This is a genomic window from Kitasatospora sp. NPDC056731, assembly GCF_040687675.1.
Taxonomy (GTDB): Bacteria; Actinomycetota; Actinomycetes; order Streptomycetales; family Streptomycetaceae; genus Kitasatospora.
Genome location: NZ_JBFBNR010000004.1, coordinates 19,371 through 31,646, shown reverse-complemented (window position 1 = coordinate 31,646; position 12,276 = coordinate 19,371). Strand labels below are relative to the sequence as shown.

Here is a 12,276-nt window from a genome sequence, read left to right as displayed (position 1 = left end):
CCCCGTTCACCCCGTTGCGTCCGGGTACCGGACGGGAAAACGGAGATCCCCGCACCCCACCAGGGGCACGGGGATCCGCACGGCCGGGCCCGAAGCCCTACAGCACCCGCGTCATCGTCCGATGCGGTATCCCCGCGGACTCGTACACCGGGCCCTCGGCCGTGTACCCCAGCCGCTCGTAGAACCCCAGCGCCCCCACCTGCGCGTGCAGTTCCACCTCGACGGCCCCGCGGTCGAGCCCGGCCGCCTCGATCGCCCGCACCAGCTGGGCCCCGAGCCCGGTCCCCCGGGCCGCCGACACCACCGCGAGGCGTCCGAGCAGCACCCGGCCCTCGACACCCCCGGTGAGCTTCAGCGCCTGCTCCCCGAAGATCAGCCGTGCGGTCCCGAGCGCGGTCCCGTCCGCCGCCACGGCCAGCAGGTGCACCGAGGTCGCGTCGTACTCGTCGTACTCCAGCTCCTCCGGCACGTGCTGCTCGACGATGAACACCTCGCGCCGCACGTCCCACACCAGTGCCAGGTCCGCGGCGCCCTCCGCGGTCCGGATGGCCCCCGTCATCTCAGCTCTCCGACGAGATGATGTCGAGCGCCTTGCGCAGGTCGGGCGAGTACTCGCTGGAGAACTCGACCCACTGCCCGTCCGCCGGGTGCTCGAAGCCGAGCGACACGGCGTGCAGCCACTGCCGGGTCAGCCCGAGCCGCTTGGCCAGCGTCGGGTCGGCGCCGTAGGTCAGGTCGCCCACGCAGGGGTGGCGCAGCGCGGACATGTGGACCCGGATCTGGTGGGTGCGCCCGGTCTCCAGCTTGATGTCGAGCAGCGAGGCCGAGCGGTAGGCCTCGACCAGGTCGTAGTGGGTGACGGACGGCTTGCCGTCCTTGGTCACGGCCCACTTCCAGTCCGAGCTGGGGTGCCGTCCGATCGGCGCGTCCACGGTGCCACTCAGCGGGTCCGGGTGCCCCTGCACGAGGGCGTGGTAGCGCTTCTCGGTGATCCGGTCGTGGAACTGCCGCTTGAGGTCGGTGTACGCGCGCTCGGACTTGGCGACGACCATCAGCCCGGAGGTGCCGACGTCAAGCCGGTGCACGACGCCCTGGCGCTCGGCGGCGCCGGAGGTGGAGATCCGGTAGCCGGCCGCGGCGAGCCCGCCGATGACGGTGGTGCCGGTCCAGCCGGGGCTGGGGTGCGCGGCGACGCCGACCGGCTTGTCGACGAGCACGATGTCCTCGTCGTCGTGGACGATCCGCATGCCCTCGACCGGCTCGGCGATGATCCGCACGGGGGCGGCGGGGGCGGGGATCTCGACCTCCAGCCAGGAACCGGCGGTCACCCGGTCCGACTTTCCGGCCACGGCGCCGTCGAGCGTCACCTTGCCGTCGGCGGCCAACTCGGCGGCCTTCGTCCGGGAGAAACCGAACATCCGGGCGAGGGCGGCGTCGAGGCGCTCGCCCTCCAGGCCGTCGGGTACGGGGAGGCTGCGGATCTGCGCTGCGGTACTCACCCGTACGAGTATGCCGGAACCGCGGCCCTCCGCCGCCCGCCCGACCGCCCGGGGCCCCTGCTACTCGGTCTTGCCGCCCTGCTGGTGGACGGTGCCGTCCGGGTTGCTGCCCCGGAAGGAGAGCAGCACGACGAGGATTCCGCCGCAGACGATCGCCGAGTCGGCGAGGTTGAAGACCGCGAAGTGCTGGACGGAGATGAAGTCGACGACGTGCCCGCGGAAGACGCCCGGCGAGCGGAACAGCCGGTCGGTGAGGTTGCCCAGGGCCCCGCCGAGCAGCAGCCCGAGCGCGATCGCCCAGGGCAGGCTGTACAGCCGGCGGGCGATCCGCCAGATCACCACGATGACGGCCGAGGCGATCATCGTGAAGACGACGGTCAGCGCCTGCCCCATGCCGAAGGCGGCGCCGGAGTTGCGGATGACCTGGAAGGTGACGACGTCCCCGATCACCTTGATCGCCGCGTGGTTCTCCAGCCGGGCCACGACCAGCAGCTTGCTGCCGAAGTCGATCAGGAAGGCGAGCAGCGCGACGACCATCAGCACACCGATCCGCCGACGGCCCTTCGGCGCCTCCGCCTCGGCCGGGACGGTCGCCTCGGCGGGCTCGGCAGGCTCCGCGGGCTCGGTGGGCTCGGCCACGGCCACCTCCACGGCTTCGGCGGGGGTCGGGACGGCGTCGTCCCGCGTCTGGGGGGAACCTTGCGTACTGATGATCCGCTCCGCTGCCGGTGGAGCTCCCCCGGTTGGAGGTGGGGGAGGGTGGGCCCATGGTCGCCGTACCGGACACCTCCGAACCGGACGTGTCCCAGGATTCAGGCGACGTTACGGGGTCGAGCGTACGGCAAGCCCGACCCCCTGCGCCGCCCCGGTCGGCCGCGTCAGCGGCGTTCCTGCTTGGCCTTGCACTGCACGCAGAGCGTGGCCCGGGGGAAGGCCTGCATCCGGGCCTTTCCGATGGCCTGCCCGCAGGACTCGCAGGTGCCGAAGCCGACGCCCTCCAACCTGGTCAGGGCCCGCTCGGTCTGGGCGAGGCTGTCCCGGGCGTTGTTGGCGAGCGCGAGTTCGCTCTCCCGCGAGATGTTCTTCGTACCGGCGTCCACCTGGTCGTCACCGGCTCCGTCGTTGGAGTCACGCATCAGGCCGGAGATGGCCGCCTCGGCGGCGTCGATCTCGTTCTGCAGCCGCTCCAGCTCGCTGATGAGCTCGGTGTGCAGCTCGTGGACCTCGTCGGTGGTCCACGGGTCCTCGCCGGGCCGGACCGGCAGCGTGGCCGGGTCCACCGACTCGGCGCCGCGCGGCACGGTGACGGTGTCGGTGCTGCTCTTCTGCCGTGCGGTAGTGGTCACGGTCCCCTCCCCTGGATCGGCCGCCACGGCCTTGCGTGCCCGCTTGGTGGCGGTACCCGCGCCGGTTGCCTTCTCAGCCATGGCTTCGACCCCATCTACGAACGAATCGAGCCGCCGGTTCCCGGCGGCCTCCAGTGCCGGAACGATAATCCCGATCAAAACCGGTCACAACATGACATTCCGACGCCCCATGATGATCCCACCCAGGCAGTCGCCCCAGCCGCCACGCCCCGCGCGCTGACCAGACTTGTGCCCAGATCACCCCCGCCTAACCACCACCGCCGCCGGCCCCGGAGCGCCCCGGCCGTCCACCGCGGGGAAAAACGATTTGGACAAACCGACTCACCCGGCCGATACACTGGCCCTGCAAGGCGCAGATGGGACGAGTACCGACGTACGCAGCCACCAGCGACCCGGGGACGGTGCGAGCCCGGGGGTGTGCACGGCGGGAAGATCACCCCGGAGCCGCCGGAAGAACGGCCGCCCGCCACCGCGCGGGCCGGCCCACTAGACCCGGCAGCAAGCCCAAACAAGAGGGCCGCAGCAGCACCGCGGCCAAGGAGGGTGGTACCGCGGGGCGGCTCGCCGTCTCGTCCCTCCGTCGGATCCCGTTCACATCCGCCGGAGGTATGACGCCCGCGATGAGCACCTACAACTCCGTCCCCGCACAGGTGGACCTGCCCGCCCTCGAACACCAGATCCTGTCGTTCTGGCAGGACAACAAGATCTTCCAGCGCAGCCTGGAGCAGTCCGAGGGCCGCCCCGAGTGGGTCTTCTACGAGGGCCCGCCGACCGCCAACGGCATGCCCGGCGCCCACCACATCGAGGCCCGCGTCTTCAAGGACGTCTTCCCGCGCTTCCGGACGATGAAGGGCTACCACGTCGCCCGCAAGGCCGGCTGGGACTGCCACGGCCTCCCGGTCGAGCTCGCCGTCGAGAAGGAGCTGGGCTTCTCCGGCAAGCAGGACATCGAGGCGTACGGCATCGCCGAGTTCAACGCCAAGTGCCGCGAGTCGGTGACCCGCCACACCGACGCCTTCACCGAGCTGACCACCCGCATGGGGTACTGGGTCGACCTCGACGAGGCCTACCGGACGATGGACCCGTCGTACGTCCAGTCCGTCTGGTGGTCGCTCAAGCAGATCTTCGACAAGGGCCTGCTGGTCCAGGACCACCGGGTCGCCCCCTGGTGCCCGCGCTGCGGCACCGGCCTGTCCGACCACGAGCTGGCCCAGGGCTACGAGACCGTCGTCGACCCCTCGGTCTTCGTCCGCTTCCCGCTGACCAGCGGCCCGCTGGCCGGCCAGGCCGCGCTGCTGGTCTGGACCACCACCCCGTGGACCCTGGTCTCCAACACCGCCGCCGCCGTCCACCCGGAGGTCACCTACGTGGTGGCCACCGACGGCGAGGAGAAGCTGGTCGTCGCCGAGCCGCTGCTCGCCAAGGCCCTCGGCGAGGGCTGGGAGGCCACCGGCGATTCCTTCACCGGCGCCGAGATGGAGCGCTGGGCCTACCGCCGCCCGTTCGACCTGGTCGAGATCGAGAACGCGCACTACGTCCTCAACGCCGACTACGTCACCACCGAGGACGGCACCGGCATCGTCCACCAGTCGCCCGCCTTCGGCGCGGACGACCTCGCGACCTGCCGCAAGTACGGCCTGCCGGTGGTCAACCCGGTCCTCGCCGACGGCACCTTCGCCCCCGAGGTCCCGCTGGTCGGCGGCCAGTTCTTCAAGAAGGCCGACGAGGCCCTGGTCGCGGACCTCAAGGAGCGCGGCCTACTCTTCCGCCACCTCCCGTACGAGCACAGCTACCCGCACTGCTGGCGCTGCCACACCGCCCTGCTCTACTACGCGCAGCCGTCCTGGTACATCCGCACCACCGCGGTCAAGGACGCCCTGATCCGGGAGAACGAGGCCACCAACTGGTACCCGGAGACCGTCAAGCACGGCCGCTTCGGCGACTGGCTGAACAACAACATCGACTGGGCGCTCAGCCGTAACCGCTACTGGGGCACCCCGCTGCCGATCTGGCGCTGCGAGGAGGGCCACCTCACCTGCGTCGGCTCGCTGGCCGAGCTCTCCGAGCTCACCGGCACCGACCAGAGCGAGCTCGACCCGCACCGCCCGTACATCGACGACGTGACCTTCGCCTGCCGCGAGTGCGGCGGCGCCTCGACTCGGGTCCCCGAGGTCATCGACGCCTGGTACGACTCGGGCTCGATGCCCTTCGCCCAGTACGGCTACCCGTACCAGAACAAGGAGCTGTTCGAGAAGCGCTACCCGGCGCAGTTCATCTCCGAGGCGATCGACCAGACCCGTGGCTGGTTCTACACGCTGATGGCGGTCGGCACCCTGGTGTTCGACAAGAACAGCTACGAGAACGTCGTCTGCCTGGGCCACATCCTGGCCGAGGACGGCCGCAAGATGTCCAAGCACCTGGGCAACATCCTGCAGCCGATCCCGCTGATGGACCAGCACGGCGCCGACGCCGTCCGCTGGTTCATGGCCGCCGGCGGTTCGCCCTGGTCGGCCCGCCGGGTCGGCCACGGCACCATCCAGGAGGTGGTCCGCAAGACCCTCCTCACCTACTGGAACACCGTCGCCTTCCAGGCCCTGTACGCCCGCACCGCCGGCTGGTCCCCCTCGGCGGCCGATCCGGCCCCGGCCGACCGCCCGCAGCTGGACCGCTGGGTGCTCTCCGAGCTGAACACCCTGGTCCGCGAGGTCGACGCCGCCTTCGAGGCGTACGACACCCAGCGCGCCGGCAAGCTGCTGTCCGGCTTCGTCGACGACCTGTCCAACTGGTACGTCCGCCGCGGCCGCCGCCGCTTCTGGCAGGGCGACGCGGCCGCGCTCGCCACCCTGCACGAGGCGCTGGAGACGGTCACCCGCCTGATGGCCCCGATGACCCCGTTCATCACCGAGCAGGTCTGGCAGGACCTGGTCGTCCCGGTCGCCGCGGACGCCCCGGCCTCGGTCCACCTGGCCACCTGGCCGCAGGCGGACGAGTCGCTCATCGACACCGACCTCTCCCGGCACATGGCGCTGGTCCGCCGCCTGGTGGAGCTCGGCCGAGCCACCCGCGCCGAGTCCGGCGTGAAGACCCGTCAGCCGCTGTCCCGCGCGCTGATCGCCGCCCAGGGCTGGGACGAGCTGCCCGCCGACCTGCGCGCGCAGATCGCCGAGGAGCTCAACGTCTCCACCCTGGAGTCGCTCGCCGAGGTCGGCGGCTCGCTCGTCGACACCAGCGCCAAGGCCAACTTCCGCGCCCTGGGCAAGCGGTTCGGCAAGGGCGTGCAGGACGTCGCCAAGGCGGTCGCCGCCACCGACGCCGCCCGCCTGGCCGCCGAACTGCGCGCCGACGGCGAGACCTCGGTCGAGCTGAACGGCGAGCCGGTCACCCTCTCCCCGGACGAGGTGATCATCACCGAGACCCCGCGCGAGGGCTGGGCCGTCGCCAACGAGTCCGGCGCCACCGTCGCCCTCGACCTGGCCATCACCCCGGAGCTCAAGCGGCTCGGCGTCGCCCGCGACGCCATCCGCCAGATCCAGGAGGCCCGCAAGAACTCCGGCCTCGACGTCGCCGACCGGATCGTCCTGCGCTGGCGGGCCACCACCGAGGAGACCGCCGAGGCCATCGCCGAGCACGGCCCCCTCGTCGCCGAGGAGGTCCTGGCCACCGACTTCGCCGCCGGCACGGCCGACTGGGACTCCGAGACCTTCGCCGACGAAGCCCTCGGCCTCGCCTTCCAGCTCCGCAAGGCCTGACCCGCTCCGAAGCCGCCGTCACCCCGCCCGGGGCGACGGCGGCTTCGCCGTACCCGCGCGCCCCTGAAGTGGCGTCACCACCCCGCGCGCGCCCATCCCCCGCCCCCGTCCGCAGCACAGCAGAGCGCCCCCTGTTCGACCCGTGGGTCGAACAGGGGGCGCTCTCAAAAGGCCGTGCTACAACCTCAGTTGTCGCCGTCCTCGTCGATCAGGAAGCCCCGCATCGGCGCCGGCGCCTGCTGCATCGGCTGCGGAGGCTGCGGGCGGACGGCCGCCATCGGCTGCGTCATCCCGGCCGGCTGCATCTGCGGCGCGCCGGTGTTGCCACCGGACGCCTGGCCGCCGAAGCTCGGCGCCGGCAGGTTGCCGCCGAAGGAGCTCTGCCCACCGAACGACGGCGCGTTGCCACCGAAGGCCGGCTGGTTGCCACCGAAGGCCGGGGCACCGCTCATCGCACCGGCACCGGCCGGAGCCATCGACGAGGCCGCCGGCGGCAGCGACGCGGTGGCGGGGATCCGCGGCGGGGCGAGCGAGTCGTCGGCCTGCGACTCCAGCTGGCGCAGCTGGGTCTCCAGGTACGACTTGAGGCGCGTCCGGTACTCGCGCTCGAACGCCCGCAGGTCCTCGACCTTGCGCTCCAGCGTGGCGCGCGCGGACTCCAGCGAGCCCATCGCGACGCGGTGCTTCTCCTGCGCGTCCCGCTCCAGGGCGTCGGCCTTGGCACGGGCGTCGCGCTCCAGGCCCTCGGCGCGGCTGCGGGCCTCGCCGACGATCTTGTTGGCCTCGGAACGGGCCTCCGAGATCGCCTGGTCGGCGGTCTGCTGAGCGAGCGCCAGGACGCGGGCGGCACTGTCGCCACCGGGGCTCTGCTGCTGCATGGGGGCGCCGAGCGGGCCGCCCATCTGCTGCTGCTGCTGCTGCGGGCCGCCCATGGGGCCACCCATCGGCTGCATCTGCTGCTGCTGGCCCATGCCCTGGCCCATCGGGTTGCCCATCTGCTGCGGACCACCGGGGCCGCCCATGGGCTGGAGCATCTGACCGCCCATCGGCTGCACCAGCTGCTGCTGGCCGCCCATGGTCTGGTTCATCTGCTGCTGCGGGCCGCCCATCTGCTGGGGGCCGGCGGGGAGCTGCGGGGCGCCGGAGGGCAGGCCGAGCGGCTGGTTGCCCATCTGCTGCTGCGGCGGGCCGCCCATCTGCTGCTGCTGCGGACCACCGGGGCCCATCTGCTGCTGCTGCGGACCGGGGCCCTGCTGGCCGGGAACCGGCGGGCCGGATATGGCGGCCGGGACGGGGGCGCCGGAACGGGCGTCCTGCGGCGGCTCCTTCCGCATGTTCGCCTGGTTCTGCGCGGCGGCGCGAGTCGCGGCGGCCAGCTTGGCGCGCAGGTCCTCGTTCTCGCGAAGCAGGCGGGTCAGCTCTCCTTCGACCTCGTCGAGGAAGGCATCGACCTCGTCCTCGTCATAGCCTTCGCGCAGGCGGACGGTCGTGAACTGCTTGTTCCGAACGTCCTCGGGGGTCAATGGCATCTCTTCACCTCAACGTGATCGTCGGCACACCGGCATCCTGTCGCATCGCTCACCTACGACTAGGGCCGCACAAGCGAGATCAGGACATACACAATGATCATCAGTACGAAGAAGGACAGGTCGAGCGCCACGCCCCCGAAACGCAACGGCGGAATGAACCGCCGAAGAAGCTTGAGCGGCGGATCCGTGACAGTGTACGTGGCCTCCAGGACCAGGACCATGGCCTTGCCGGGCCGCCACGAACGCGCGAACTGGAAGACCCAGTCCATGACCAGTCGCACAAGCAGGAACACCAGGAAGACGGTCAGGGCGTAGTAGAGCACCGCCCACACGATGTCCATCGCGTTTCCCTCTCCCCGGTTCCGGACCCTTGGGCCCGCCGCTCGTCACCTGTCGCTAATCCACTGTTGATCAGATCCACACGTAAAGTCGTGGCCGGGTCAGCTCTGGTTGAAGAACCCACCCTCGGCGATCCGTGCCTTGTCCTCCGCCGTGACATCGACGTTAGCAGGCGACAGCAGGAACACCTTCTGTGTCACGCGCTCGATACTGCCGTGCAGACCGAAGACGAGTCCAGCGGCGAAGTCTACGAGTCGCTTCGCGTCGGTGTCGTCCATCTCGGTCAGATTCATGATCACGGGGGTCCCGCCACGGAACTGTTCCCCGATGGTACGGGCCTCGTTGTAGGTTCGCGGGTGCAGCGTGGTGATGCGGTAGGGCTCTCGTTCGTTCACTACCTTGGGCATGATCACCGGGGCGCTCTTCTCCAGGTTGTGGCGGCGTTCGGGTGTGATGGACGACACGGGGGCCATCCTCGGGGTCTCCTGCCGGATCGGCACCGCGGCCGGAACCGGCTGCGGGGTGATCGAGGAGACCGGGGCGGGCGCGGCGGCCGGCCGGGGGATGTCCTCGGTCCGCTGTCCCGTTCGAATCGGCTCGGGGTCCGCGTCGTAGTCGTCGTCAGGGTCGTACCCCTGACCGTCGTACGTCTCGTCCTCCACGAGGCCGAGGTAGACCGCCATCTTGCGCATTGCGCCGGCCATGCTCCTGTCTCCTCCGCTCATAGCCACCTCGCTGGCGCTCGGTGGCGGCTTCGCGAAACGCGCACCTTCCGATGGTCGCTCGCTCTGCTCGCTCCGTGCGGACCGGCTCCGTCCCGGCGGCCAGGCCGTGCGGCCCTGCCTGCGGATTCCGCGGTCCACCCACGACGGCCCGTCAGGCCGACGGCCGGTCAGAGTTCGTGGGGTGGGGGCCGCGGAGCTGCGATCCACGGTTCGCTAGCGCTCCGAGGAGCTGCTAGATTCTGTCCTATTTTGTCCTGCAGTCTGATCTACTACCCGGTGACGTTACCTGAGGGGTGACCTCACTCCGAGTACCGCCGTTCCGACGCGCACATGTGTCGCCCCGGCGGCAATCGCCTGCTCAAGGTCACCGCTCATCCCTGCGGAGACCATGGTGGCAGCAGGATGGGTCGTGCGTACTGCGGTTGCGATTTCCGTCAGCCGCTCGAAGGCGCGGAGCGGGTCCCCGGCGAGCGGACCGGCCAGCGGAGCGACGGTCATCACACCGTCCAGCCGCAGGCCGGGCGTGTCGGCGATCGCGTCCGTGAGTTCCGCGACATCCTCCGGGGCGACCCCGGCCCGGTGGGCCCCCTCGCCGTGCTCCTTGTCCAGGGCCACCTGCACCAGGCAACCCAGCTCCGGGCGCTCGGACTTGAGCACCGCCGCGGAGAGCGACCCGACCAGCCGCAGCCGGTCCACCGAGTGCACGTGGTTCGCGTACCGGACGACCGAGCGGACCTTGTTGGTCTGCAGCTGTCCGACGAAGTGCCAGTCAAGAGGAAGGTTTCTGCACTGCTCTGCCTTGGGCGCGGCGTCCTGGTCGCGGTTCTCCGCGACATCCGTCACACCCAGTCCGGCCAACAGCGCGGTGTCCTCGGCGGGGTAGGTCTTGGTGACGACGACCAGGGTGACCTCGTCGCGCGGCCGTCCGGCAGCCGCACAGGCGTCGGCGATCCGCCGCTCGACCACGTCGAGGTTGGTCCCCAGCTCCTCGTACCGGGCCCGCTGCCCCTCCGTCAGGGTCCCCAGCCAGCTCTGGTCGGGAAGGCCGCCGCGACTCCCCGGGAACGGTCCGTAGATGTCGTTCGTCATCAATGATCAGAGCCCAACCAGACGTAGCTCGCGAGCCGGCCGGTGCGCTGCTCGCGGCGATAGGAGTAGTGGTCCGCGGATTCGAGGGTGCAGACCGGTGACCGCACCAACTCGGTGACCCCGGCGGCGGCCAGCTGGGCCGCGACCCCCTCGGCCACGTCCAGCGCCGGCGTTCCCCAGGAGGTCTCGGCGAACGCGGCGGGCACCACCGCGGCGACCTCCGCCCGCAGGCCGGCCGGCACCTCGTAGCACCGGCCGCAGACCGCCGGGCCGGTGGCCGCGGCGATCCGGCCGGGTTCGGCCCCCAGTTCGACCATCGCCCGCACGACCGCGGGCACCACCCCGGCCGCCAGCCCGGGCCGGCCCGCGTGGGCCGCGCCCACCACGCCCGCCACCGGATCGGCCAGCAGCACCGGGGTGCAGTCGGCGGTCAGGACGGCGAGCGCGAGCGGCCGGTCGGTGACCACCGCGTCCACCGTGGGAGCGTCCCCCGGCGACTGGCGCTGCGTCACCACGGCGACCTGCGCACCGTGCACCTGGTTCATCCAGACCACGTCGGCCGGGTCGAGCCCGAGCTCCCCGGCGGCGATCGCCCGGTTCTCCCGGACGGTCTCCGGGTCGTCCCCCACCGCCCCGCCGAGGTTGAGCTCCCCGTACGGCGAAGTGCTCACCCCGCCCCACCTGTCGGTGAAGGCGAAGTGAGCACCCGCGCGTACGGCGTGATCGATCACTTAAGGAAATCCGGGACGTCGAGCTCCTCCGCCGGGCTCTCGACGTACGGCTGCCGGACCGGCTGCACCTGCGGCGGCACCGGGGCGGTGGTCACGGTCTCGGTGGCGCGCGGCGAGGAGTGGGTCTCCCCCTCCGAACGGGACGTCACCGAGCCGATGCTCCCGTAGGACGGCCGGGTGGCCGGGCGCTCCGGGGCGGCCGGCGGCGTGGCCGCGGGGGTGGCCTTGACCACCGGGTCGCGGACGATCGCCGGCGGCTGCCCGCCGTCGAAGCCGGCCGCAATGACGGTGACCCGGACCTCGTCGCCGAGCGCGTCGTCGATGACCGCGCCGAAGATGATGTTGGCCTCGGGGTGCGCGGCCTCGCTGACCAGCTGGGCCGACTCGTTGATCTCGAACAGGCCGAGGTCGGAGCCGCCCGAGATGGAGAGCAGCACGCCGCGGGCGCCGTCGATCGAGGCCTCCAGCAGCGGCGAGGAGATCGCCATCACGGCGGCCGCCTTGGCGCGGTCCTCGCCGCGGGCCGAGCCGATGCCCATGAGCGCCGAACCGGCCTCCGACATGACGGACTTGACGTCGGCGAAGTCGAGGTTGATCAGGCCGGGGGTGGTGATCAGGTCGGTGATGCCCTGGACACCGGAGAGCAGGACCTGGTCGGCCGAGCGGAACGCGTCGAGCACGCTGACCTGGCGGTCCGAAATGGACAGCAGCCGGTCGTTGGGGATCACGATGAGGGTGTCGACCTCTTCGCGCAGGCTCGCGATGCCGTCCTCGGCCTGGTTGGCGCGGCGGCGGCCCTCGAAGGTGAAGGGGCGGGTGACCACGCCGATGGTCAGAGCGCCGAGCGAACGGGCGATGTTGGCGACCACGGGCGCGCCGCCCGTGCCCGTGCCACCACCCTCACCCGCGGTGACGAAGACCATGTCGGCCCCCTTGAGGACCTCCTCGATCTCCTCGCGGTGGTCCTCGGCGGCCTTGCGGCCGACCTCGGGGTTGGCGCCGGCGCCGAGGCCCCGGGTGAGTTCACGGCCCACATCGAGCTTGACGTCGGCGTCGCTCATCAGGAGGGCCTGCGCATCGGTGTTGATCGCGATGAACTCGACGCCCTTGAGACCGACCTCGATCATCCGGTTGATGGCGTTGACACCACCGCCGCCGATTCCGACGACCTTGATGACTGCGAGGTAGTTCTGCGGTGCTGCCACGTCGAAGGCCTCTCGCCTCGAATTTCCGGGTCGGTCCGACCCG

The 12,276-nt window shown here is 71.2% G+C and carries 11 protein-coding genes; 1 reads left to right on the top strand and 10 read right to left on the bottom strand.

What is annotated here, in order from left to right; genetic code table 11:
• Positions 1-97: 97 nt before the first annotated feature.
• The 4 genes from AB0R04_RS05550 to AB0R04_RS05535 all read right to left on the bottom strand — a co-directional run bounded on the left by AB0R04_RS05550 (position 98) and on the right by AB0R04_RS05535 (position 2,845).
• Positions 98-559 (bottom strand): GNAT family N-acetyltransferase, encoded by a 462-nt coding sequence (locus AB0R04_RS05550; protein WP_363368422.1) that lies wholly within the window; start codon positions 557-559, stop codon positions 98-100.
• A gap of 1 nt (position 560) precedes the next feature.
• Entirely contained in the window at positions 561-1,499 is a 939-nt protein-coding gene (locus tag AB0R04_RS05545) for an RluA family pseudouridine synthase (protein WP_063347228.1), read from the bottom strand.
• Positions 1,500-1,559: 60 nt separating this feature from the next.
• Complete coding sequence (lspA, locus tag AB0R04_RS05540) at positions 1,560-2,138, bottom strand: signal peptidase II (RefSeq protein WP_363368420.1); 579 nt, start codon at positions 2,136-2,138, stop codon at positions 1,560-1,562.
• Between the two features lie 239 nt (positions 2,139-2,377).
• Positions 2,378-2,845: a TraR/DksA family transcriptional regulator gene (locus tag AB0R04_RS05535; RefSeq protein ID WP_244293330.1), complete on the bottom strand. Its 468-nt coding sequence runs from the start codon at positions 2,843-2,845 to the stop codon at positions 2,378-2,380.
• Positions 2,846-3,486: 641 nt separating this feature from the next.
• Between AB0R04_RS05535 and ileS the strand changes: the two genes are divergently transcribed.
• Positions 3,487-6,615: an isoleucine--tRNA ligase gene (gene ileS, locus AB0R04_RS05530; protein ID WP_363368417.1), complete on the top strand. Its 3,129-nt coding sequence runs from the start codon at positions 3,487-3,489 to the stop codon at positions 6,613-6,615.
• 185 nt (positions 6,616-6,800) lie between these two features.
• On the opposite strand, the gene AB0R04_RS05525 is transcribed toward ileS, so the two are convergent.
• From AB0R04_RS05525 to ftsZ, 6 genes are all read right to left on the bottom strand, one after another.
• Entirely contained in the window at positions 6,801-8,144 is a 1,344-nt protein-coding gene (locus AB0R04_RS05525) for a DivIVA domain-containing protein (protein WP_363368415.1), read from the bottom strand.
• A gap of 59 nt (positions 8,145-8,203) precedes the next feature.
• Positions 8,204-8,485: a YggT family protein gene (locus AB0R04_RS05520; protein ID WP_063347232.1), complete on the bottom strand. Its 282-nt coding sequence runs from the start codon at positions 8,483-8,485 to the stop codon at positions 8,204-8,206.
• Positions 8,486-8,584: 99 nt separating this feature from the next.
• Positions 8,585-9,187 (bottom strand): cell division protein SepF, encoded by a 603-nt coding sequence (gene sepF, locus AB0R04_RS05515; protein ID WP_031071810.1) that lies wholly within the window; start codon positions 9,185-9,187, stop codon positions 8,585-8,587.
• Positions 9,188-9,490: 303 nt separating this feature from the next.
• Positions 9,491-10,225, bottom strand: a complete 735-nt coding sequence (locus AB0R04_RS05510; protein WP_063351048.1) for a YggS family pyridoxal phosphate-dependent enzyme — start codon at positions 10,223-10,225, stop codon at positions 9,491-9,493.
• Positions 10,226-10,296: 71 nt separating this feature from the next.
• Positions 10,297-11,028, bottom strand: a complete 732-nt coding sequence (gene pgeF / locus AB0R04_RS05505; protein WP_363368413.1) for a peptidoglycan editing factor PgeF — start codon at positions 11,026-11,028, stop codon at positions 10,297-10,299.
• On the bottom strand, positions 11,025-12,233 hold the full coding sequence (ftsZ, locus tag AB0R04_RS05500; protein ID WP_363368411.1) for a cell division protein FtsZ: 1,209 nt from the start codon (positions 12,231-12,233) through the stop codon (positions 11,025-11,027). The genes pgeF and ftsZ overlap by 4 nt, the downstream gene beginning before the upstream one ends.
• Positions 12,234-12,276 lie beyond the last annotated feature (43 nt).

Excerpts from the sequence above, each read along its gene's own strand:
- AB0R04_RS05520 (WP_063347232.1), bottom strand. The coding sequence starts at position 8,485 with ATGGACATCGTGTGGGCGGTGCTCTACTACGCCCTGACCGTCTTCCTG.
- sepF (WP_031071810.1), bottom strand. The coding sequence starts at position 9,187 with ATGGCCGGCGCAATGCGCAAGATGGCGGTCTACCTCGGCCTCGTGGAG.
- AB0R04_RS05525 (WP_363368415.1), bottom strand. The coding sequence starts at position 8,144 with ATGCCATTGACCCCCGAGGACGTTCGGAACAAGCAGTTCACGACCGTC.
- ileS (WP_363368417.1), top strand. The coding sequence starts at position 3,487 with ATGAGCACCTACAACTCCGTCCCCGCACAGGTGGACCTGCCCGCCCTC.
- AB0R04_RS05550 (WP_363368422.1), bottom strand. The coding sequence starts at position 559 with ATGACGGGGGCCATCCGGACCGCGGAGGGCGCCGCGGACCTGGCACTG.